This window comes from Brucella pecoris, assembly GCF_006376675.1.
Taxonomy (GTDB): Bacteria; Pseudomonadota; Alphaproteobacteria; order Rhizobiales; family Rhizobiaceae; genus Brucella; species Brucella pecoris.
The window spans coordinates 85174-106532 of the sequence record NZ_VEWK01000003.1; the positions used below are offsets into that span (position 1 = coordinate 85174).

Genomic DNA, 21359 nt, shown 5'->3' on the forward strand with positions numbered 1-21359 from the left:
TCTTGGCGATCGGGATCAGAGACCCGCCGCAGCCACTTTATCGTTTGCGCCACCTTCAACAGCGGCCTGAAGTGCCTTGTTCGCGCCGTTCAGATCCGATCCCGCAGCAGCGAGCCAGGTCTGATACTGCTCTTTCGAGACAACGCGCACCGCGATCGGCATGAAGCCATGATCCTTGCCGCAAAGCTCCGAGCACTGGCCGTAGTAGAGGCCTTCTTTGTCTGCTTTGAACCAGGCTTCGTTGATGCGGCCCGGAACAGCGTCCATCTTCACACCGAAAGCCGGGATCGTCCACGAATGGATCACGTCGGCAGCGGTGACGAGGAGACGAACCGTTTCGCCGATCGGAACCACGACTTCGTTGTCGACGGCGAGAAGACGCGGATAACGCGCACGATCCTCTTTTCCAGCGGCAGCGCGATCGGCATCCTTCAGCAGAAGGGCATCGAAACTGACTGGATTATCGACCTGATATTCGTAACCCCAGTACCACTGGTATCCCGTTGCCTTGACCGTCAGCGTCGGATCCTCAGGCGAATATTGCGCCGTCAGAAGCTGGAAGGACGGAACCGCCAGGAACAGAAGAATGATCACAGGCCCGATGGTCCAGATCACTTCAATAGCGGTATTGTGGCTGGTCTTGGATGGCTCCGGGTTTGCACTCGCGCGAAAGCGTAGCGCTACCCAGATCAACAAAAACAGAACCAGCAGGGTAATTGGTATAATGAACCAGAGCGTATAACGCTCAAACCAATGAATCTGTTCGGCAATCCCAGTCGCAGCGTCCTGAAATCTCCATTCCCACGGACGAGGCTGATCCGCAAAAGCGGCACCAGTCGTCCACAGCACTGCAAGAGCGCCGCCGAAGGCGCCCTTCGTTGTGGCAACAATCTTATCCACCAGAACTCTCTCCCTTTTCGCCCTTTCGAGCTGGACGCCGGACGTTAAAGACGGCCGCATCCCCCGTCGGCGTTCAAACCACACCTTAGCGCACACCGCAAGGAAGGCGAATACGTTCCTGTGCGGCATTTTTGCGCGCAGCCCACTCGAGAAAGAGCGAATGTCCGAGTGTATTCAATGCCGCAGAGCGGTTCATTTTCGCCATGAAAACTTGGGAAAACCGCACGAAACCCATAATGAAGCCATGATTTGACAAGACGTTTCTTTTAATGTGCCGCGTGACAATCGACGCAACAGACGGTATCACCGTTGCTATGATGGCCAGGACTGATAAACGCCTGTCACGGCGCTTTCCATGGCCAATGCAGCGCGTTAACGTCCCGGTGATTCGATCTGGAGATTTCATGACTTTTCGCATGCTCGCCCGCCGCACGATCAGCCAGCGCCTCGCAACCCTTGCAACAGGCGCCGGTATGGCGCTCGCCGTTGCAACGCTTCCTTCGGTTGCTCAGGACACCCCGGCGCAGTTACAAACCCCACAAGAAGCCCCTGCGGCCCAGTCGCAGGCAGCCCCGACCAGCCCGCAGCAGAGCGGCAAGCTCAAGTCGCAGCATGGCGCCTGGTCCGTTCTCTGTGACACGCCTGCTGGCGCCAAGACGGAGCAGTGCGCACTGATCCAGAACGTGGTCGCCGCAAAGCGCCCTGAACTGGGTCTTTCAGTCGTGGTTCTCAAGACGGCGGACAACAAGGCACGCATTCTTCGTGTTCTGGCACCGCTGGGCGTTCTCTTGCCCAACGGCCTCGGCCTCAATGTCGATGGCAAGGATATTGGTCGCGCCTACTTCGTCCGCTGCTTCGAAGACGGCTGCTATGCCGAGGTGATCCTTGAGGACGATCTTCTCAAGACGCTGCGCTCCGGAAAGGCTGCCACCTTCATCGTCTTCCAGACGCCGGAAGAGGGCGTTGGCATTCCGGTGGATCTTAAAGGGTTTGGTGAAGGCTTCGACGCCCTTCCGTGATTCACGATATAGTGGCCTGCAAATGGCGTTTTTCTGCGCTTCCGGTGCTCACGTACCTTTAAGTACGCTGCGCTCCGGTTCTCGAAACCCACCATTTTCGGCTCACTATAGCCTGAATCATCTGCCTCATACCTACATGTGGTTGTTCTCAACCGATTTAAGGCTTACATCCTGCAGCAAACACATGCTGCAGGATTTATTTTTATGAAAAGCCTGATCGACAGTTTCGACGTCAGCCGCGACGATATCGAGCGCCTGGTCGCCCAAAGCCTGAAAGGCCGCGACGACGGCGAGCTCTTTGTGGAATACCGCGAGGCGGAGGCGCTTGTTTTCGACAATGGCCGCCTCAAGACCGGCTCCTTCAATCAGGATCAAGGATTCGGCCTGCGATCGGTTGCGGGTGAAGCCATCGGTTATGCCCATGCTGGCGATCTTTCGCTTGCCGCCCTGAAGCGTGCTTCTGATGCTGTATCGGCTACATTGAAGGGCGACGGCGGAAGTTATTCAGCAGCACCTGCGGGCACCAACCGTCATCTATACACGGATGAAAACCCCATCGGTTCGCCGACATTCGACACCAAGGTGCAGCTTTTGCAGCAGATCGACGCGTATCTGCGCGGCAAAGACCCTAAAGTCCGTCAGGTTTCCGTTTCGCTTGCAGGTTCATGGCAGCAGGTCGAAATTCTGCGCGCCGACGGTCACTTCGTGCGCGATATACGCCCCATGGTGCGGTTGAGCGTTTCTGTGGTGGCTGGCGATGGCGACCGTCAGGAATCGGGTTCGCATACGGTTGGCGGACGCAAGGGCTTTGGCGAATTCATCACCGTCGAAAGCTGGCAGCACGCCGCTGATGAGGCATTGCGGCAGGCACTTGTCAATCTGGAAGCCATCCCTGCCCCGGCAGGCACATTCGACATTGTTCTGGCCAATGGCTGGCCGGGCGTTATGCTGCATGAAGCCGTAGGACATGGGTTGGAAGGCGACTTCAACCGAAAAAAAACATCGGCCTTTGCGGGTTTGCTCGGCCAGCAGGTTGCCTCCAAGGGCGTAACGGTCGTCGACGACGGCACGATCGCCGAACGGCGTGGTTCTCTCACGATTGACGATGAAGGCACGCCAACCAATCGCACCGTGTTGATCGAAGACGGAAAACTGGTCAATTACATGCAGGATCGCCAGAATGCGCGCCTGATGGGCATGGAAGCGACCGGCAACGGCCGCCGTGAATCCTATGCCCATGCACCGATGCCACGCATGACCAACACCTATATGCTGTCAGGCGATAAGACCCCGGAGGAAATCATCGCCTCTATGAAAAAGGGAATCTACGCTGTTTCTTTCGGTGGCGGCCAGGTGGATATCACATCCGGAAAGTTCGTGTTCGGCTGCACCGAAGCCTACATGATCGAGAATGGCAAGATCGGAGTGCCGATCAAAGGTGCAATGCTGATCGGCAACGGCCCGGATGCCATGCAGCGGATATCGATGATCGGCAACGACATGAAGCTCGATACCGGCAGCGGCAATTGCGGCAAGGGCGGTCAGTGGGTTCCTGTCGGGGTTGGCCAGCCGCATCTTCGCATGGACCAGGTAACGGTGGGTGGCACGGCTGTATAACCGCCTGTCATTTTGAACGCGGCTTAGGCAGATGCGAATTTATCAGCATCATCAAACTTGCAGATATTGACGGTAAAGTGCAGGCTACGGGGAAAGCGATCCTGCACGGCAATTTTCAATGCCGCGCCGATCTGGAGAGAGGAATGCCTGAATCGCCTTATGACTGGACGGGCAAGCGAACGGAAAAGCGCGACCGGCAAAAGCGTATGCTGATCGTGACGGCCATAACAATGGGTGCGCTCATTCTTGTCCTCGGCATGGTGGACGGCCTGCTGATCCTGCTAGACTGACATGCTGCCCATCTACGAAATCGATTGCGCTGGCATTGAGAGTCCCGATGAACTCTGGCGGCGTTATCTTTCAGCCGTCCCGGCCCAAGATCAAGAATCCTTCGGTTACACGCTCGACGCGTTCTGGGATGCTGTGCAATGGCAAGGCCCCGGTTGGCCTGGTGAATGCGAGTTGGTGTTCAAGAATGTTGAAGCTTTGAACAACCTGCAAACACGCGGCGGCAAACCTTTTCTCGATGCTTTTCGGCAATTGGTAGCCGACACAGATCGCGTGACAATCAGACTGGCGTGAACGGGTTTATTCTGCCGCTCCGGTATTTTTGTCATAGTAAGCAGAAGCTGTCACAAGCGCATTGATATCATCTGCGCAAAGATACGCTCTCATGGCGTCAAATTTCTTTTCGTCCCATCTGTAGATTCTGAGGCTCAGAAGAGCATCGACAGTCGTTGCTGGAAAACGGGACCGAATAGGCGCTGCAGGATTGCCGGCCACGATGGTGTAAGCTGCAACATCTTTTGTGACGACTGCGCCAGAAGCGACGATTGCGCCTTCTCCAATAGTAATTCCGGGCATTATCATGCCACGCATTCCAAGCCATGCCCCATCCCCGATAATCGTGTCACCCTTTCCCTTGTAGGCTTCGAGAATGACATCGGGAAATGGATAGAGACTGAACCAGTCCGTACGATGCGTGTGGTTGCCGCCCATCAAGATGACAGCCTCTGCACCGATGCAGACGTAATCACCAATATAAAGCTGATCCACAGCCCATTGGGACTCCCAGGCCTGCAGACTGTATTCGTCACCATAAAGATAACGAACGACACTCTCTTCGAACGAGCCTGTCCATGCATTGCTGTAATAGCTGTGCCTGCCGCGCACATGAATGTTCGGGTTCTTGACCGTCTCGTGAAGGAGTTCCACGATGGACCAGTGCTTGGTTTCTGTACCTGCAGACGACACGGCTCAGGGGACTTTCCAGAAATTTAAATGCCCGGTTCTTCTTCCAGCAAACCTGTTACGAAATCGAACAGACCCGGTCGGCGGTCGCGACGAAGACGCTCAGCCTCAATGATCGACTTGATCGCCGTGAAGGAGCGGTCGAGATCCTCGTTGATGACGATATAATCGTATTTCACCCATTTCTGGATTTCAAAACGAGCATTCTGCAAGCGGGTCTCAATGACATCAGCCGTATCCTCAGCGCGGCGGTTCAGACGCTGTTGCAGTTCGCGCATGGTGGGTGGCAAAATGAAAATTGACACCACATCGGCTGGCATCTTGGCTTGCAATTGGTCTGCGCCCTGCCAGTCGATGTCAAACAGCATGTCCTGACCGTCGGCCAGCGCGATTTCAGCCGTTTCTCGCAGCGTGCCATAGAAATTGCCGTGAACCTCGGCCCATTCGATCAACTCGTCATTGTCACGCAGGCGTTCGAATTCGCGGATCGTCTTGAAATGGTAGTGGACCCCTTCTATTTCACTCGGACGGCGCGGGCGCGTCGTCACGCTGATCGACAGCGAGAGATTCATCTTCTTGTCTTCCAGCAAAAGCCGGGCAATCGTGGATTTACCGGCCCCGGATGGCGACGAAATCACCACCATCAAGCCTCTGCGTGCGACGCCATTTTCAACCGAAGAGATGGCCATGATACCTGTTACTCCAGATTTTGTACTTGTTCGCGAAACTGATCCACGACCGCCTTCAATTCCAGGCCGATCGCTGTGATCGACGCTGCATTCGATTTAGAACACAGTGTATTAGCCTCACGATTAAATTCCTGTGAAAGAAAATCGAGCTTGCGTCCGACAGGACCGCCATCGGCCAGAAGCTTGCGGGCGGATGCCACATGGGTATCCAGCCGGTCAAGCTCCTCCTGAATGTCGGCCTTGGTCGCAAGAAATGCCGCTTCCTGATAGAGCCGCGCTTCATCGAGTTCGCGTGCGGAATCCATCAACAGGGCCACTTGTCCAGAAAGTCGGGCCTTGATCGCATCGGTGCCTCGCGACGGGTCGCGGCGAGCGCTCCCGGTCAAGCGTTCGATGCTGTCGACATGAGCGGAAAGAATGGTGAAAAGGGCTTTGCCCTCCTGCCTGCGCGCATCGGCGATTGCCTTGAGCGTTTCCTCAAAGCCTGAGACGATCGCAGCTTCCAACCCGCCACGGTCATCTTCATCATCAACCATCTGCGCCTGATCAATAATACCGCGCAGCGAAAGGATACCGTCTACGCTGGCAGGTGCCAATCCGTGCTTCGCCTGCAAATCGGCACCTAGCTTCAGGATCTCGGCGAGCATGGCCTGATTGATGCTGAAACCGGCTTGAGCTTCGCTACGTTCAACGCTGAGACTTGCTTGAAAATTACCGCGCGAGAAATGACGCGCGAGCATAGAACGGACCGGATGTTCGGCCGCTTCAAGCCCTTGCGGCAGACGCAGCCGAAGATCGAGCCCCTTGCCATTGACGGAACGCACTTCCCAGACGATGCGCGCTTCTCCGCCTTCCATGGCGTGTTGCACGGCATGGCGTGCAAATCCGGTCATGCTTTGGAGCGCCATGCGTTCCGTCCCCTCAACTCACGCCCGCGAAGGTGCGAACTTACTCTAAAAGCCAAGCCGAAGCCGACGATACCACCGGCTTCGGTCACATATTTTCAAGCCCGCCAAAAATCGTAGCGGCGCCGCTACTGGCCCGAGCTCTGGCTTGTATTATTGCCGTTATTGTTCTGTTGCTCGATATTCTTCTGCTGTTCCACGGAGCGCCATTTACGGACATTGGCGTTGTGTTCCTCCAGCGTCTTTGAGAACACGTGACCGCCTGTACCGTCGGCAACGAAGTAAAGGTCTTCCGTATCCAGCGGATTGGCGACCGCTTCAAGTGCTGCCTTGCCCGGATTGGCAATCGGTGTCGGCGGCAAGCCGTTGATCACATAGGTGTTGTAAGGGGTCGGCTTTTCGATGTCCGACTTGAAAATCGGTCGATCGGAAGGTTTGCCGGCACCGCCGAACAGACCATAAATGATGGTCGGATCGGACTGGATACGCATACCCTTCTTCAAGCGGTTGACGAAGACCGAGGCCACATGCGGGCGTTCAGAAGCGATACCGGTTTCTTTTTCCACAATGGAAGCCAGTGTCACGAACTCATTCTTGTCCTTAATCGGCAAGTCTGGATCGCGTTTTGCCCAGGCATCATCGACTAGCTTCTTCTGCGAGGCTACCATACGATCGATGATCTCTGAGCGCGTCGTGCCGCGCGTGAAATTCAACGTATCAGTGAAGAGCGCACCTTCCGGCGGCATATCCTTCGGCATGTCGCCGACAAGAATTGGATCTGCCGAAATACGGTCGAAAATCTGCTTGACCGTCAGACCTTCCGGAATAGTCAGCGGATACATGATGGATTTGCCGCTGATGAGGATATCCATCACATCACGCATCGTCGCGCCGGCAGGAATGGCATATTCACCTGCCTTCAGATCGTTCTCATGTCCCAATGTGCGTATGCCATAACGGAAGATACGCGCATCGCTGACGATGTCACGGTTTTCCAGACTGTTCGAAACTTCAGCGATACCGGCGCCGCGCTTGACGAGAAAAGTCGTTTCAGCGGTGAGCGGTCCCTTGGCGTCAAACTGCATCTTGCCGAAATAGAACAAGGCAGACGCACCGAGCAGAACCAGTACCACCAGCGACAGCATGAAGTTCATGAAAACGACGATCTGGCTGCGGGCATGGCGCGAGCGCTTGCGCGGCGGTGGTGTTCCAGGCTCGGGGCGCAAGGCTTCAGACGCGGATTTCGGCACGAACGGCTTGGAAGTCGCGTTCGTTTCCTGCGTCGCGCCTTTGGGCTGCTCGTCTGCAGGGGTCGTTCCGGATGGCGCCTCTGAATTCACTCAATCACCTCGGTCCAGAGTATTTCGTTGGTTCAAACCAAACCACGAGAAAGGCTCTGTCTATCTATTTTGGCGAACGTTCCGCCACATTGTGCCGAATGCCCGCCTGGAACGGCTTTTGTACCTGTTTTCCGTTAGAGCGAATTAAACTCTCCGGAGTCGTAACCACACTAACCGCTGTTCACGATTTTAAACATCGCATCCGGTTATATTTTGGCAAAAACGCGGAGAAATCCCCGCGTTTTTTAAATTCGATATTTTATTTTCAGCGAAACAGATCAGGAGTATCGGCGCAGAACCAAAGAAGCATTGGTTCCGCCAAATCCGAAGGAGTTCGACAGAGCAATGTCGATCTTACGCTCACGCGCTTTGTGCGGAACCAGATCGATCTTGGTCGTAACAGCCGGTTTGTCGAGATTAAGCGTCGCAGGCGCAACATTGTCACGGATGGCAAGCGTCGAGAAAATTGCTTCAGCGGCACCGGCAGCACCCAGCAGATGGCCAATGGATGACTTGGTCGAGGACATGGAAATCTTCGAAGCCGCATCGCCAACCACGCGCTCGACAGCACCCAGTTCGATGGTGTCGGCCATGGTCGATGTGCCATGGGCGTTGATGTAGTCGATCTGGTCCGGCGTGATTTCAGCGCGCTTGAGAGCCGCAACCATGCAGCGCTCGGCACCTTCACCACTCTCGGTCGGAGCCGTGATGTGATAAGCGTCACCCGACAGGCCGTAGCCGATCACTTCCGCATAGATTTTCGCACCGCGCGCCAGGGCGTGTTCCAGTTCTTCCAGAACCACAACGCCAGCGCCTTCACCCATCACGAAGCCGTCGCGGTCTTCGTCATACGGACGGGAGGCTGCGGTCGGGTCATCGTTACGTTTGGTGGACAGCGCCTTGCAGGCGGCAAAACCAGCCAGCGAAATGCGGCTGACCGGTGATTCCGTTCCACCGGCAACCATGACATCCGCATCGCCGAACGAGATCAGACGGGCAGCGTCGCCAATGGCGTGTGTGCCGGTCGCGCAAGCTGTCACGACCGAATGGTTCGGACCGCGTAGCTTGTGCTTGATCGACACATGACCGGAAGCCAGATTGATCAGACGACCAGGAATAAAGAACGGCGAAATACGGCGTGGGCCCTTGTCGCGCAGCGTGTAGCCCGCCTCGACAATACCCTCGATACCGCCAATGCCGGAACCAATGAGAACACCGGTGCGGATCTGATCTTCGTCGCTTTCAGGATGCCAGTCGGCATCGTCCAGCGCCTGATCGGCAGCGCCGACGGCATAGACGATGAACGGATCGACCTTGCGCTGTTCCTTGGGCTCCATATGGAGGTCGGGATTGAAGGTGCCATTGGTTCCATCACCAAGAGGGATGCGGCAAGCGATCTGGCAAGCCAAATCATCGACTTCAAATTCCGTGACGCGGCGAGCACCGCTTTCACCGGCAATAAGACGCTTCCAGGTCTCTTCGACACCGCTCGCAAGCGGCGACACCAGACCAAGACCGGTGATGACGACACGCCTCATATCCACCCCTTAAAACTCTGTTATGTCACGAACACCTTCCCGCAGGCTTTAACCGGCAGAACATATGTCCGGGCCTGACTTTAGAGGGAGGGTGCTCCAATTGTTAAAACCGGAGCCTGCCATGTCGAACACGATCTCCGATCAGTGTTCTGGCAGATTCACAATCAGGCCGCTGGGCGACCTTTCTTGCTTGCTCGCCCCTCTCCGTTGAAAGAGAAGAGACGATCAAAGACAAGCAGGGCCGGGATTCGCGAGAACCCCAGCCCAATGCCCAAGTTCAGATTAGGCAGAAGCCTTGTCGATGAACTTCACAGCGTCGCCGACCGTAAGGATCGTTTCGGCAGCGTCGTCAGGAATTTCAACGCCGAATTCTTCTTCGAACGCCATGACCAGCTCGACCGTGTCGAGGCTGTCTGCGCCGAGGTCATCGATGAAGCTTGCGCCTTCCGTGACCTTGTCGGCATCTACGCCCAGATGTTCAACAACGATTTTCTTGACGCGCTCTGCGGTATCGCTCATGTCGGAACCTCGACCTGTGTGTTTGTTGCTCTGCCTTGGTTAGCGGCATGCAGGATTGTAATCAAGTTATAAGATGTCTGCCAAGTTTCGAGCGAAGCCGCTCGGACAGTCATCCTGTGGATATTCCTTTCGGAACAGGATCGCGGCACTTCTACTCAGAATGCCGCAATTCTCGATGGGCGCATTACCATGCTTCTTGAGCAAGGCAAAGCGCCTTTTCCTTCTCCAAGCCCGGTATTAAGGCATTTTATACCATAATTCAGGGAAGAAGGAGGTTTAGATCATAGCCATACCACCATTCACGTGTAGGGTCTGGCCCGTCACGTAGCCTGCCTGATCGCTGGCAAGATAAACCACGGCAGCAGCAATATCGGCACCAATCCCCATACGTTTCATGGGGATATTGCTCATGATCGCTTCCTTCTGCTTTTCATTCAGCTTGTCGGTCATGGCCGATTCGATGAAGCCTGGAGCGATGCAGTTAACCGTCACGTTGCGGCTGGCGATTTCCTGCGCCAGCGACTTGGAAAAGCCAATGAGGCCTGCCTTCGACGCACAGTAGTTCGCCTGACCGGGATTGCCGGTCACACCGACGATGGACGTGACGTTGATGATGCGGCCATTGCGGCGACGCATCATCGGATGGGTCAGCTCACGCGTCAGATTGAAGACCGAGGTCAAATTGACGTTGAGAACGGCATCCCAGTCTTCGTCGCTCATGCGCACAAACAGACCATCACGGGTGATACCAGCATTGTTGACCAGAATGTCGACGCCGCCCATTTCCTCTTCTGCCTTCTGGCCGAGAGCCTTGACAGCCTCACGGTCGGAAAGATTGGCCGGAAAAATAAAGGTACGGTCGCCAAGTTCAGCAGCAAGCTCTTTCAGTTTTTCTTCGCGCGTACCGTGCAGGCCGACGATTGCGCCCTGTGCATGAAGTGCGCGGGCAATCGCTTCGCCAAGACCACCGGTTGCGCCGGTTACCAGAGCCTTGCGGCCAGTCAGATCAAACATGTCGGATCCTTTTAGCTTCTCAATTTTTATCGCATGATCTTATCCGAAAAGTCTGCAACTTTTCGGAATCAAGCGCCGAGAGCAGCAAGCGCTGCATCGATTTCTTCAGCCGAACCGACAGCAGCACCCGCAACATCCTTGGAGATGCGACGCGCCAGACCGGTCAGAACCTTGCCCGAACCTACTTCATAAAGCGTGGTGACGCCATTGGCCGCAAACCATTCGATCGTTTCGCGCCAGCGCACCTGACCCGTCACCTGCTCGACCAGCAGATCGGCAATTTCATTGGCGTCGGTCACCGGCGCCGCGCGCACATTGGCAATGAGTGGCACGATCGGATTGTGCTTTTCGACCGAAGCAAGCGCTTCGCGCATGGCGTCTGCAGCGGGGCCCATCAAGGTTGAATGAAAGGGGGCGGATACCGGCAGCATGATGGCGCGCTTTGCGCCCTTTTCCGAAGCCAGCTTGGCGGCCAGTTCAACGGCAGCCTTGGAACCAGAGACTACCAACTGACCGCCGCCATTATCATTGGCGATCTGGACGGAACCGGAAGCCTTGGCTTCGACGCAGATCGCTTCCACGTCGCCATGCTCCAGACCGATGATCGCAGCCATCGCGCCCTCCCCGACGGGTACAGCTTTCTGCATCGCATTGCCGCGGATGCGCAGGAGGCGCGCGGTATCAGCAAGCGAGAATGTACCCGCTGCACAAAGTGCCGAATATTCACCCAGCGAATGACCGGCCACGTAGGAAACCTTGTCCTTCAGCGAGAAACCGCGCGCTTCCATGACGCGCAGCACGGCCATCGAAACAGCCATCAGCGCAGGCTGCGCATTCGCGGTCAGCGTCAATACGTCTTCCGGTCCTTCGAACATGGTGGCGGAAAGCTTTTCGCCCAGTGCCGCGTCTACTTCGTCGAAGACGGCGCGTGCTTCCGCGAACTGTTCGGCCAAGGCCTTGCCCATGCCTACCGCCTGGCTGCCCTGTCCTGGAAAGGTAAATGCTACCGCCATTGATGCCTCATTCTGGTTTTATGCATATCATCGCGCCGAAACTCGTATGAGTTACCGGCGACGTGCCTTGCAATTAAATGCACAATTTGGCGCGATGTGCCTTAGCCTTGAGCGAAAAGTCAAGCATTTGTCGGTTTTTCGGGGATATCGCGCTTGCAAACAAGGGGAAAAACACGTAATAGCCGCCCGTTCATTGCTCGGCACCAGCTGGGGGCTGAACGGAGGGCCGTGGTTCTGACTGATTATTTAGTTAGAAATACGTTGGAAGTCACAAGCGCTTCTGCCTCCCGTGTCTCCGCTCTCGACCGTCTCAAATACGCGTCCTTTCTTCACCGGCTTTCCGGCAAAAGAGAAGTCGCAGGGGCTTAGCCGCTGGTGTCGGCGTGATAAAACGAAGAAAGGCAAAGCCAATGGCTCTTTATGAACATGTGCTTCTTGCCCGCCAGGACATTTCCCAGCAGCAGGTCGACGCTCTCGTCGAACAGTACAAGGGTGTCCTCGAAGCTAATGGCGGCAAGGTCGGTAAGGTCGAAAACTGGGGTCTGCGTCCCCTCACCTACCGTATCAAGAAGAATCGCAAGGCGTATTACACGCTCGTAAACATTGACGCTCCGGCTGCAGCCGTTGCTGAAATGGAACGCCAGATGCGCATCAACGAAGACGTTCTTCGCTTCCTCACCGTTCGCGTTGAAGAACACGAAGAAGGCCAGTCGGCCATGCTCACCCGCCGCGACGACCGTCGCGATCGCGATGGTGATGATCGTCCGCGCCGTCGTGAAGGCGGTTTCGATCGCGGTGATCGTGGCGATCGCGGCCCACGTCGCCCGCGCGACAACGAAGCTGGTGAAGGAGCATAATCATGGTTGATATCAATCAGATCCCGACCCGTCGTCCTTTCCATCGCCGTCGCAAGACGTGCCCGTTCTCCGGCGCAAACGCACCGAAGATCGACTACAAGGACATCAAGCTTCTGCAGCGTTATATTTCTGAACGCGGCAAGATCGTTCCTTCCCGTATTACGGCTGTCAGCCAGAAGAAGCAGCGCGAACTCGCCAAGGCGATCAAGCGCGCCCGTTTCCTCGGCCTGCTGCCTTACGTTGTGAAGTAAGAACAAGATTTCGGAAGGCGTTCTCGCAGAGATCGCCTTCCGGTTCCTTTTCCTCCATTGCGATGGGCGCGGCGGAGCGTACTGAAAACCCAAGTTGAGACGTGGCACATTCTTGGGCATGTCCGGACACAAAACCGGTTTCCACTTTTGTTGGACATGCTTTGTAGCCCTCTCTAACTGCAGAACCGGAATAGCCGGAGCAGGACAGCGAAACTCATGAAGTTCAACGGAACCATTATCGGTATCGGCATATTGGCTGGGCTTGCCTCGGCCTTGATGTCGTCCGGCGTCATCGCCCAGGGTGGCGCTATGGCGGCCATGGCGATGGTTCTCTATTTCCTGACGCCGCTTCCCATCTTCGTTGTCGCCCTTGGCTGGGGTTCGAGCGCCGGTATCGTTGCCGCCGCCACAGCCACGGTTGCCGTCGGCATTGTCGCGGTTCCGATGGCCGCCTTGTTGATGGCATTGACCAGCTTCATTCCTGCCGCGACGGGTGCCTATCTTTGCGGTCTTGCACGGCCTGCCGAAGAACTTGGCGGACCGAAGGACGTTCTGGTCTGGTTTCCGCTGTCGGATATCGTGTTCCGGCTTGCCTTGATGGTAGCGCTCAGCTTCATCGTTATCGGCGCAATCCTGGGCTTTGGCCCGGACATGGCACGCGAACTCGCGAATACGCTTATCGACCGGGTTGCCGAAGCCGATCCTCAGTTTACGGCCAGCGAGGACATTCGCAACAATGTAACGTCGTTGCTGATGGTCGCCCTGCCTGCGATCCAGCCGGCAACCTGCCTTGCGATTCTCGTTGGCAATCTTTATCTGGCGCAGCGCCTGATTTCCATGTCGGGTCGCCTGCGCCGTCCGCGTGATGACTGGCCCGCAACACTGCGCATGCCGCGCCCGGCCCTGCTCGTCTTCGCGGTCGCTCTCGCGGTTGCATTTCTTCCTGGCGGCGCCGGATTGATCGCAACCGTCGTGGCCGGGGCGCTCAGTGCCGGTTTCATGATGTCAGGCCTTGCCATCATGCATTTTCGCACACGCGGCAAGGTGTGGCGCCCTGTGGCGCTGTGGCTGGCCTACTTTGCGATCATACTCTTCGCATTCCTGCTTTTCATCTTCATGGTTCTCGGACTTTTCGACACTTCGCGCGGCGCGCCAGTCTCGAAAATGCCGGGCACTGACAGTCAGTAACCGAATCAGAAACTCGAAAGGAAACTCCAATGGACGTTATTCTTCTGGAACGTATCGGCCGCCTCGGCCAGATGGGCGAAACCGTCAAGGTCAAGGACGGCTACGCCCGTAACTTCCTGCTCCCGCAGGGCAAGGCTCTTCGTGCCAACGAAGCCAACAAGAAGAAGTTCGAAGGCCAGCGCGCTCAGCTCGAAGCCCAGAACCTGGAACGCAAGAACGAAGCCGAAGCAGTTGCAACCAAGCTCAACGGCGAATCGTTCATCGTTGTGCGTTCGGCTGGCGAAACCGGTCAGCTCTATGGTTCGGTTTCGACCCGTGACATCGCCGACATCATCACGGCGAACGGCTTCACCTTGCACCGCAACCAGGTTGAACTGAACCATCCGATCAAGACGATCGGCCTGCACGAAGTCTCGATTTCGCTGCACCCGGAAGTTCAGGTTCAGGTTTCGGTCAATATCGCTCGTTCGACTGAAGAAGCCGAACGTCAGGCAAAGGGTGAAGACCTGACCTCGATCGAAGCCATCTATGGCATCGAAGAAGCACCGCTTTCGGAAGAAGTCTTCGACGAAGACGAAGAAGCTGAAGATCAGGCTTAATTAGCCGCCTTTTATCCCTGCGAACGCCCGCTCTGTCAGCAGGCATTCCCATCGTGGTAAACTTTATATGATCGTGCCCGGCGGCCTCCGTCGGGCATTTTCTCTTTTCAGATCGGTAAAACTCCCTATTCTGCATATTAGTATTGGATTGCAGAGGGTGCTGACGGAAACGTCTGCGTTGCTTGGGCATTACTCCCGAGGCCGCTTGACCAAGGGGATATTGCCTGAAAATCTGATGACAGAGCGGCTTTGATACTTATGCACTGCCGCCTGCCATGCAAACGCATGGACGTGCGCCTGCTTCGATCCTGAAGAGGAGATGGGGCCGATGTATGGAATGATGCGTACTGTTCTTTCGCATATGATTAAAACCGGCGACCTGACGGTCACCGATTCTAGTGGTGCGCTTTCGCAGTATGGCGACAGGACCGGTGTGCCGGTTCATATACACTTCAAGACAAAGCACGCCGAGCGCGCCGTTGCGCTCGACCCGGAACTGAAACTCGCAGAATGTTTCATGGACGGCGAGATCGACTTTCTGGAAGGCGATATTTACACGCTGCTCCAGATCGTGTTTGAAAATACCGGGCCGACCGTGGCGATAGAGCCATGGATGAAGGCGCTGGCAAAGTTGCGCATTCTGTTTCGCCGCTTCCAGCAGATGAACACGATCGCGCGTTCGTCCGACAATATCAAAAGACATTACGACCTTTCCGGCGAGCTTTACGATCTGTTCCTCGATCCGGACAAGCAATATTCCTGCGCCTATTTCGATCCGCCAAATGCGACGCTAGCCGAAGCGCAACTTGCCAAAAAACGCCATATCGCGGCGAAATTGCTTGTGAAGGAAGGCGATAAGGTACTCGATATCGGCTGCGGCTGGGGCGGCATGGGCCTTTATCTTGCTCGCCACCTCAAGGCCAATGTGACCGGTGTGACCTTATCGGAAGAACAACACGGCATCGCTAATCAGCGTGCCGCGGATGAAGGGCTTTCGGATCGGGCCAAATTCGAGCTGACCGACTATCGCAATATCGATGACAAGTTCGACCGACTGGTTTCGGTCGGCATGTTCGAGCATGTCGGTGTCGGCCATTTTGCGGAATATTTCCAGCATGTGGCGCGGCTGATGAAGCCGGATGGCGTGTTCCTGCTGCATGCCATCGGCAGGGCCGACGGGCCGGGTGCGACCAATCCGTTCATTCGCAAATATATCTTCCCGGGCGGTTATATCCCTGCCTTGTCGGAAGTGCTGCCGCATATCGAAAAGGCGGGGCTGTATGTCACCGACATAGAAATCCTGCGACTGCATTATGCGGAAACGCTCAAGGCCTGGCGTGAGGCTTTCATGGCCAATCGCGAACAGGCCAAGGCGCTTTATGACGAACGCTTCTGCCGTATGTGGGAATTCTATCTTGCCGCTTCCGAAAGCGCTTTCCGTTGGCAGAACATGATGGTGTTCCACATCCAGATTGCGCACAGGCAGGAAGCCGTTCCCCTGACGCGCAACTATATCGAAGCCGAGGAAAAGCGCCTGAAGCGGCTCGACAGTGCACCGAAAGGGGCCAATAGCGAAGCCCGCGCTGTCAACAAAAGCATGAATGCCTGAAGCAGAGCGGGCTGTTCCGATGGAACAACCCGCTTTTCCTGTCTTATTCTGACTTTGGCACACCAGCTTCCCATTTGTCCCAATGGGTGACGATGTCATTCACGACCGGAGCGCCGACGAGATAAATGTTCTCGACTGTTTCAGCGAACCCGCCCGCTGTTTCGCCCGGTGCCGGATCCAGGTGCTGCAGCGTCGTTTCTTTCGGATTTCCTTGATCAAAATTCACCGAACCCCGCAAGCTGAGGATACGGTCTGTACCGTGCTGCCGCTTGATAACGAGCGCGAGCGCTGCAGCTTCCATCTCGGTGGCGAGATAATCGTCGGCACCATAGAGCTTGGCGATATACTGTGCCTCTTTTGACAGTCCGGGACCATGGAAGAATGTATCTCCTGTCATATGCGTGCCCGTCTTCAAGGCTGGTTTCGCCTGCGCGGCCTTGTCGGGATAGCGCATGCGATAAGCCTGTGCCTCGGCTGAATCGCGAAGCTCGACATCGGAGCCCAAGCGGACCGCTGCCGCGACCAGTTCAGGATTGAGCTTGAAAACGCGGTATTCCTCGTAGCCTTTCCGCGGCATGAAAACCGGCTCACCCGGTTTGCCTTCTTCCGGCGCCCAGCGATGACCCAGATCGTAATCGACAAGCCAGGTTGCCCAGCTCACATCGCCGATCGTGCCGCGTGAAGGCGGCGTTCCGGCCACGCCGGACAGGATGTAGTAGGTTTTGGAAAAATCAAAAGCCGGGTCGAGCATGATTGCCTGCATGCTGGCCGAAGAGTTCACCTTGCCCATGCCGAGAACGGAGCCGCATACGCCATCATCGTTGCAATAGACCGGCTTCAGCGCGCCTTTCACTTCGATCGGCTTGGCATCCTTCCAGTAATGCTCATACCACCGTTGAAACTCTCCGGCGCGATCACCGCTGTTCTGACCGATCTCGAACATGGCGGCGATAAACACTTTTACCTTGATCGGTTCTGATGCAGCCGATGAAGCGACCGGTGAAGAGAGGAGAGCCAGCGCCGTCAGAAGCCAGGCTGCAATGGTGCGGTGTCGCATGAGTATTCCTCGTGAAAGAGAGCCGGTCTTTGCGTCGAATGCACGCATAGATCATCGTACTCCAGATGAATGAGAGAAGATTAATGTTACCGGTAGCTCCCCGCAATCTCCGTCAATAGGAAGTGCATAAAAGAGATGCCTGATCTGTGGATCAGTGTGAATCATGGTATAGGTTTTTCCTTCCAGCAGGAATCATCCGAAGCCGCGTTGTGTTTGGCATCGCTTGAGGGCTAGCTGGTTGCATCAGGGACAGGATTGAGAATCATGGCGGAAGCGGCGGTACGCAAACTCGACGATGCGCGGGAACAAAAAGACACGCTCTATCGGGAAGCACCCCATAATATTGAAGCGGAACAGGCGCTGCTGGGCGCGATCCTGATCAACAACGATGCCTTTTACCGGGTATCGGACTTCCTCAAGCCAACCCATTTCTTCGAGCCTCTGCACCGTCGCATCTATGAGATCACGACCGATCTTATCCGGGTGGGCAAGATGGCCAATCCCGTGACGATGAAGACCTTCCTGCCGACGGAAGGCAAGGTGGGCGATCTCACGATCTTCCAATATGTAACCCGTCTCGCGACCGAAGCCGTCACGATCATCAACGCCGAGGATTATGGCCGTGCTATTTACGATCTGGCGACACGCCGCGCCCTGATCGGCATTGGCGAAGACATGGTGAACGTTGCCTATGACGCGCCGGTCGACAATGCGCCACAGGAACAGATCGAAGACGCCGAACGCCGCCTGTTCGAGCTTGCTGAAACCGGTCGTTATGACGGTGGATTTCAGGCTTTCAAGGATGCGGTCACCACTGCGGTGGATATGGCCAACGCCGCTTTTATGCGCGATGGTCATCTATCGGGTGTCTCCACAGGCATTCACACGCTTGATGGCAAGATGGGTGGCTTGCAGCCTTCCGATTTGATTATCCTTGCGGGTCGTCCGGGTATGGGTAAGACCTCGCTCGCAACCAACATCGCTTTCAACATCGCCAATGCCTATGAAGCCGAACAGCAGGCGGATGGCACAATGAAAGCCATCAATGGCGGCGTCGTCGGTTTCTTCTCGCTCGAAATGTCGGCTGAACAGCTAGCGACCCGTATCATTTCCGAGCAGACGGAAGTTTCCTCCTCGAAAATCCGCCGCGGCGACATTACCGAAACCGATTTCGAAAAGCTGGTTGCGTGCTCGCAGGTGATGCAGAAAATCCCGCTTTATATCGACCAGACCGGTGGTATCTCGATTGCCCAGCTTGCAGCACGTGCGCGCCGCCTGAAGCGCCAGCGCGGCCTTGATGTTCTGGTCATCGACTACGTACAGCTTATGACCGGCTCGTCGAAGGCCTCGGCGCAGAACCGTGTGCAGGAAATCACTGAAATCACCACCGGTCTCAAGGCGCTCGGCAAGGAACTGAACGTCCCGATCATCGCGCTCTCACAGCTCTCGCGTCAGGTGGAAAGCCGCGACGACAAGCGCCCGCAGCTCTCCGATCTTCGTGAATCGGGTTCCATCGAGCAGGACGCCGACGTGGTTCTTTTCGTGTTTCGCGAGGAATATTACGTCAAGAACCTTGAACCGCGCGACGAATTCGACCCGAAATATGAAGAGTGGAAGCAGCACTTTGAAAAAGTGCGCGGCACCGCCGACGTGATCGTCGCCAAGCAGCGTCACGGACCGACCGGAACGGTCAAGCTTGCCTTCCAGGCCGAATTCACCCGATTTGCAGATCTGGCCGAGGGTTCCTATGTGCCGGAGCAGTATGAATAATCAGATCACGATCAAGACGGAGCGCGTCTGATGGCCAAGGCGCGCATTCAATTCATCTGCCAGAATTGCGGCACAGTGCATACGCGCTGGGCGGGCAAGTGCGATTCCTGCGGCGAGTGGAACACGCTCGTCGAGGAAGGCACCAATAGCGGCATCGGATCCGGTCCGGGCGCCATGTTGTCCAAGCGCAAGGGCCGTGCCGTCGCACTGACCTCGCTTTCCGGCGACATTGAAGACGCGCCGCGCATCATTTCCGGCATCAGCGAGCTTGACCGCGTTACCGGCGGCGGTTTCGTGCGCGGTTCAGCCCTCCTGATCGGCGGTGATCCCGGTATCGGTAAATCCACGCTGCTGACACAGGCGGCAGCAGCCCTTGCCAATCGCGGCCAGCGCATCGTTTATGTTTCAGGCGAAGAAGCGGTCGCGCAGATACGTCTGCGTGCGCAGCGTCTTGGTGTGGCGTCGTCGGCAGTGGAACTCGCTGCCGAAACCAATGTCGAAGACATCATCGCCACTATTTCGGACACCAAACGGCCCGATCTCGTGATCATCGATTCGATCCAGACGCTCTGGACCGACATGGCGGATTCGGCGCCTGGAACGGTGACGCAGGTGCGCTCCTCGGCGCAAGCCATGATCCGCTATGCCAAGCAGACAGGTGCTGCGGTGGTGCTGGTCGGCCATGTCACCAAGGACGGCCAGATTGCCGGTCCCCGCGTGGTTGAACACATGGTGGACGGCGTTCTCTATTTCGAAGGTGAAGGCGGACATCACTATCGCATCCTGCGCACGGTGAAGAACCGCTTCGGCCCAACCGACGAAATCGGCGTCTTCGAAATGTCGGATGGCGGGCTGCGCGAGGTTTCCAACCCGTCCGAGCTTTTCCTGGGTGAGCGCAATGCCAAAGCTCCGGGTGCGGCGGTCTTCGCCGGCATGGAAGGTACGCGCCCGGTTCTGGTGGAAATTCAGGCGCTCGTCGCCCCCTCCTCGCTCGGCACACCGCGCCGCGCCGTTGTGGGTTGGGACGGCGGTCGTCTCGCCATGATTCTCGCCGTGCTGGAATCGCATTGTGGTGTCCGTTTCGGCCAGCACGATGTCTATCTGAATGTCGCGGGCGGCTATCGGATCAGCGAACCGGCAGCCGATATTGCCGTTGCCTCGGCACTCGTTTCCTCCATGGCCGGTATTGCCCTTCCGCCAGATTGTGTTTATTTCGGCGAAATCAGCCTTTCCGGTGCTGTTCGTGCGGTAACGCATGCAGTACAGAGGCTCAAGGAAGCCGAGAAGCTCGGTTTCCGGCAGGCAGAGGTGCCCGGTGGCAGCGGCGAACTGTGGAAAGATCGCAGCTTCCGCCTGATGGAAACTTCGGCTTTGCCCGACCTTGTGGCACGCATCGCGGCTTCAGGAACCGGAAAGAAGCAATAAATCTGGAAACTTGCGACTGGAAGGTTCTGTCAACCTTCCGGTGATAAGCTCCAGCATCTTTGACTGCCCTGCGCACTGAAACGATTGCGCAAATAACTGAGGACAGGCCAGAATGCCGATAACCATACTTGATGGAATTCTACTCGGGATAACGCTGGTTTCAGCCGTTCTGGCGATGGTGCGCGGTTTTTCCCGCGAGGTGTTGTCGCTGGTATCCTGGGCGGCAGCGGCCGCGGCAGCTTATCTTTTCTACCAGCCGGTTCTGCCTTTCGTGCAGCCCTATATCAATAACGAAACCATCGCGAAGATCGCCGCCGCTGGCGCGGTCTTCCTCGTGGTGCTGATCGTCGTTTCGCTGATCACCATGAAGATCGCCGACTTCATCATCGATAGTCGTATCGGTGCGCTCGACCGCACGCTCGGCTTTCTGTTCGGCGGCGTGCGTGGTGTGCTTCTCGTGGTCGTTGGCATGCTGTTCTTCAACTGGCTCGTTCCAACGAACCAGCCAGCCTGGGTGACGAATGCGAAATCAAAGCCAATGCTCGATTCTTTCGGCCAGCAACTGATCGATCTTCTGCCGGCCAACCCCGACCAGATGATCGATAAGTTCAAGCCGCAGCAGAATGCTCCGGCTTCTGGTGAGCAGGAAGAAGCACCGGTTCCAGACGACGCGCCTGCACAGCAGTAACCGGTTGTGAAATGTCGAAAAGCCGTCAGCCCCGCTGGCGGCTTTTTCAATTTTGGAAGCAAAAGCCCGTTGATATGAAATAGCCAAAATGACGCTCAGACATTGTCATT

The 21359-nt window shown here is 56.3% G+C and carries 23 protein-coding genes; 12 read left to right on the forward strand and 11 right to left on the reverse strand.

The genetic code is table 11. From position 1 onward, the window contains the following. Positions 1-15 precede the first annotated feature (15 nt). Together coxB and FIB18_RS06950 are read right to left on the reverse strand one after the other, a co-directional pair. Positions 16-900 (reverse strand): cytochrome c oxidase subunit II, encoded by an 885-nt coding sequence (gene coxB, locus FIB18_RS06945; RefSeq protein WP_140020013.1) that lies wholly within the window; start codon positions 898-900, stop codon positions 16-18. An 85-nt stretch (positions 901-985) separates the two neighbouring features. Next, positions 986-1306 (reverse strand): hypothetical protein, encoded by a 321-nt coding sequence (locus tag FIB18_RS06950; protein WP_140020014.1) that lies wholly within the window; start codon positions 1304-1306, stop codon positions 986-988. Here FIB18_RS06950 and FIB18_RS06955 point away from each other — a divergent pair. From FIB18_RS06955 to FIB18_RS06965, 4 genes are all read left to right on the forward strand, one after another. Beyond that, complete coding sequence (locus tag FIB18_RS06955) at positions 1305-1919, forward strand: invasion associated locus B family protein (protein WP_105541206.1); 615 nt, start codon at positions 1305-1307, stop codon at positions 1917-1919. The genes FIB18_RS06950 and FIB18_RS06955 overlap by 2 nt on opposite strands. A 204-nt stretch (positions 1920-2123) precedes the next feature. Beyond that, positions 2124-3536 carry a metalloprotease TldD gene (gene tldD / locus FIB18_RS06960; protein WP_140020015.1) on the forward strand — a complete coding sequence of 471 codons (1413 nt, stop codon included), beginning with the start codon at positions 2124-2126 and terminating at the stop codon, positions 3534-3536. Between the two features lie 143 nt (positions 3537-3679). After that, positions 3680-3826, forward strand: coding sequence for a hypothetical protein (locus FIB18_RS24810; RefSeq protein ID WP_158295701.1), 147 nt, complete (start codon positions 3680-3682; stop codon positions 3824-3826). A 1-nt stretch (position 3827) separates the two neighbouring features. Continuing rightward, complete coding sequence (locus tag FIB18_RS06965) at positions 3828-4118, forward strand: barstar family protein (RefSeq protein ID WP_140020016.1); 291 nt, start codon at positions 3828-3830, stop codon at positions 4116-4118. Between the two features lie 6 nt (positions 4119-4124). Here FIB18_RS06965 and FIB18_RS06970 read toward each other — a convergent pair whose 3' ends face one another. From FIB18_RS06970 to fabD, 8 genes are all read right to left on the reverse strand, one after another. Further along, positions 4125-4790, reverse strand: coding sequence for a CatB-related O-acetyltransferase (locus tag FIB18_RS06970; RefSeq protein WP_140020017.1), 666 nt, complete (start codon positions 4788-4790; stop codon positions 4125-4127). A 23-nt stretch (positions 4791-4813) separates the two neighbouring features. Beyond that, entirely contained in the window at positions 4814-5476 is a 663-nt protein-coding gene (gene gmk / locus FIB18_RS06975; protein ID WP_140020018.1) for a guanylate kinase, read from the reverse strand. Between the two features lie 8 nt (positions 5477-5484). Then, positions 5485-6384, reverse strand: coding sequence for a YicC/YloC family endoribonuclease (locus FIB18_RS06980; RefSeq protein ID WP_140020019.1), 900 nt, complete (start codon positions 6382-6384; stop codon positions 5485-5487). Between the two features lie 125 nt (positions 6385-6509). After that, on the reverse strand, positions 6510-7721 hold the full coding sequence (mltG, locus tag FIB18_RS06985; protein ID WP_140020020.1) for an endolytic transglycosylase MltG: 1212 nt from the start codon (positions 7719-7721) through the stop codon (positions 6510-6512). Positions 7722-7999: 278 nt separating this feature from the next. Further along, on the reverse strand, positions 8000-9259 hold the full coding sequence (gene fabF, locus FIB18_RS06990; RefSeq protein ID WP_140020021.1) for a beta-ketoacyl-ACP synthase II: 1260 nt from the start codon (positions 9257-9259) through the stop codon (positions 8000-8002). Positions 9260-9541: 282 nt separating this feature from the next. Further along, on the reverse strand, positions 9542-9778 hold the full coding sequence (locus FIB18_RS06995; protein ID WP_002963616.1) for an acyl carrier protein: 237 nt from the start codon (positions 9776-9778) through the stop codon (positions 9542-9544). 276 nt (positions 9779-10054) lie between these two features. After that, positions 10055-10792, reverse strand: coding sequence for a 3-oxoacyl-[acyl-carrier-protein] reductase (gene fabG, locus FIB18_RS07005; RefSeq protein WP_140020022.1), 738 nt, complete (start codon positions 10790-10792; stop codon positions 10055-10057). Between the two features lie 68 nt (positions 10793-10860). Beyond that, entirely contained in the window at positions 10861-11805 is a 945-nt protein-coding gene (fabD, locus tag FIB18_RS07010; protein ID WP_140020023.1) for an ACP S-malonyltransferase, read from the reverse strand. 410 nt (positions 11806-12215) lie between these two features. Here fabD and rpsF point away from each other — a divergent pair, with 410 nt between their 5' ends. The 5 genes from rpsF (at position 12216) to FIB18_RS07040 (ending at position 16309) form a co-directional block, all read left to right on the forward strand. After that, positions 12216-12662, forward strand: a complete 447-nt coding sequence (gene rpsF / locus FIB18_RS07020; protein ID WP_140020024.1) for a 30S ribosomal protein S6 — start codon at positions 12216-12218, stop codon at positions 12660-12662. Positions 12663-12664: 2 nt separating this feature from the next. After that, positions 12665-12913 carry a 30S ribosomal protein S18 gene (gene rpsR / locus FIB18_RS07025; RefSeq protein WP_006466219.1) on the forward strand — a complete coding sequence of 83 codons (249 nt, stop codon included), beginning with the start codon at positions 12665-12667 and terminating at the stop codon, positions 12911-12913. A gap of 216 nt (positions 12914-13129) precedes the next feature. Next, positions 13130-14101 (forward strand): DUF2232 domain-containing protein, encoded by a 972-nt coding sequence (locus FIB18_RS07030; RefSeq protein ID WP_140020025.1) that lies wholly within the window; start codon positions 13130-13132, stop codon positions 14099-14101. 29 nt (positions 14102-14130) lie between these two features. Then, on the forward strand, positions 14131-14700 hold the full coding sequence (rplI, locus tag FIB18_RS07035) for a 50S ribosomal protein L9 (RefSeq protein WP_140020026.1): 570 nt from the start codon (positions 14131-14133) through the stop codon (positions 14698-14700). Positions 14701-15028: 328 nt separating this feature from the next. Continuing rightward, positions 15029-16309 (forward strand): SAM-dependent methyltransferase, encoded by a 1281-nt coding sequence (locus FIB18_RS07040; protein WP_140020027.1) that lies wholly within the window; start codon positions 15029-15031, stop codon positions 16307-16309. A 43-nt stretch (positions 16310-16352) separates the two neighbouring features. Here FIB18_RS07040 and FIB18_RS07045 read toward each other — a convergent pair whose 3' ends face one another. After that, positions 16353-17414 (reverse strand): purine-nucleoside phosphorylase, encoded by a 1062-nt coding sequence (locus FIB18_RS07045; protein ID WP_235894855.1) that lies wholly within the window; start codon positions 17412-17414, stop codon positions 16353-16355. Positions 17415-17630: 216 nt separating this feature from the next. Here FIB18_RS07045 and FIB18_RS07050 point away from each other — a divergent pair, with 216 nt between their 5' ends. The 3 genes from FIB18_RS07050 to FIB18_RS07060 all read left to right on the forward strand — a co-directional run bounded on the left by FIB18_RS07050 (position 17631) and on the right by FIB18_RS07060 (position 21249). After that, positions 17631-19136, forward strand: a complete 1506-nt coding sequence (locus FIB18_RS07050; protein ID WP_140020028.1) for a replicative DNA helicase — start codon at positions 17631-17633, stop codon at positions 19134-19136. A 30-nt stretch (positions 19137-19166) separates the two neighbouring features. Next, positions 19167-20561, forward strand: a complete 1395-nt coding sequence (gene radA, locus FIB18_RS07055) for a DNA repair protein RadA (protein WP_140020029.1) — start codon at positions 19167-19169, stop codon at positions 20559-20561. A gap of 112 nt (positions 20562-20673) precedes the next feature. Beyond that, positions 20674-21249 (forward strand): CvpA family protein, encoded by a 576-nt coding sequence (locus FIB18_RS07060; RefSeq protein ID WP_140020030.1) that lies wholly within the window; start codon positions 20674-20676, stop codon positions 21247-21249. The last annotated feature ends 110 nt before the right edge of the window (positions 21250-21359 follow it).

What these genes read in the sequence shown, in the direction of transcription:
- FIB18_RS07045 (WP_235894855.1), bottom strand. Translation starts at nt 17,414, where the DNA reads ATGCGTGCATTCGACGCAAAGACCGGCTCTCTTTCACGAGGAATACTC.
- FIB18_RS06965 (WP_140020016.1), top strand. Translation starts at nt 3,828, where the DNA reads ATGCTGCCCATCTACGAAATCGATTGCGCTGGCATTGAGAGTCCCGAT.
- FIB18_RS24810 (WP_158295701.1), top strand. Translation starts at nt 3,680, where the DNA reads ATGCCTGAATCGCCTTATGACTGGACGGGCAAGCGAACGGAAAAGCGC.
- gmk (WP_140020018.1), bottom strand. Translation starts at nt 5,476, where the DNA reads ATGGCCATCTCTTCGGTTGAAAATGGCGTCGCACGCAGAGGCTTGATG.
- rplI (WP_140020026.1), top strand. Translation starts at nt 14,131, where the DNA reads ATGGACGTTATTCTTCTGGAACGTATCGGCCGCCTCGGCCAGATGGGC.
- tldD (WP_140020015.1), top strand. Translation starts at nt 2,124, where the DNA reads ATGAAAAGCCTGATCGACAGTTTCGACGTCAGCCGCGACGATATCGAG.
- radA (WP_140020029.1), top strand. Translation starts at nt 19,167, where the DNA reads ATGGCCAAGGCGCGCATTCAATTCATCTGCCAGAATTGCGGCACAGTG.
- FIB18_RS06950 (WP_140020014.1), bottom strand. Translation starts at nt 1,306, where the DNA reads ATGAAATCTCCAGATCGAATCACCGGGACGTTAACGCGCTGCATTGGC.
- fabF (WP_140020021.1), bottom strand. Translation starts at nt 9,259, where the DNA reads ATGAGGCGTGTCGTCATCACCGGTCTTGGTCTGGTGTCGCCGCTTGCG.
- fabG (WP_140020022.1), bottom strand. Translation starts at nt 10,792, where the DNA reads ATGTTTGATCTGACTGGCCGCAAGGCTCTGGTAACCGGCGCAACCGGT.
- fabD (WP_140020023.1), bottom strand. Translation starts at nt 11,805, where the DNA reads ATGGCGGTAGCATTTACCTTTCCAGGACAGGGCAGCCAGGCGGTAGGC.
- rpsR (WP_006466219.1), top strand. Translation starts at nt 12,665, where the DNA reads ATGGTTGATATCAATCAGATCCCGACCCGTCGTCCTTTCCATCGCCGT.
- FIB18_RS06980 (WP_140020019.1), bottom strand. Translation starts at nt 6,384, where the DNA reads ATGGCGCTCCAAAGCATGACCGGATTTGCACGCCATGCCGTGCAACAC.
- rpsF (WP_140020024.1), top strand. Translation starts at nt 12,216, where the DNA reads ATGGCTCTTTATGAACATGTGCTTCTTGCCCGCCAGGACATTTCCCAG.
- FIB18_RS07040 (WP_140020027.1), top strand. Translation starts at nt 15,029, where the DNA reads ATGTATGGAATGATGCGTACTGTTCTTTCGCATATGATTAAAACCGGC.
- FIB18_RS06955 (WP_105541206.1), top strand. Translation starts at nt 1,305, where the DNA reads ATGACTTTTCGCATGCTCGCCCGCCGCACGATCAGCCAGCGCCTCGCA.
- FIB18_RS07050 (WP_140020028.1), top strand. Translation starts at nt 17,631, where the DNA reads ATGGCGGAAGCGGCGGTACGCAAACTCGACGATGCGCGGGAACAAAAA.
- FIB18_RS06995 (WP_002963616.1), bottom strand. Translation starts at nt 9,778, where the DNA reads ATGAGCGATACCGCAGAGCGCGTCAAGAAAATCGTTGTTGAACATCTG.
- FIB18_RS07030 (WP_140020025.1), top strand. Translation starts at nt 13,130, where the DNA reads ATGAAGTTCAACGGAACCATTATCGGTATCGGCATATTGGCTGGGCTT.
- FIB18_RS07060 (WP_140020030.1), top strand. Translation starts at nt 20,674, where the DNA reads ATGCCGATAACCATACTTGATGGAATTCTACTCGGGATAACGCTGGTT.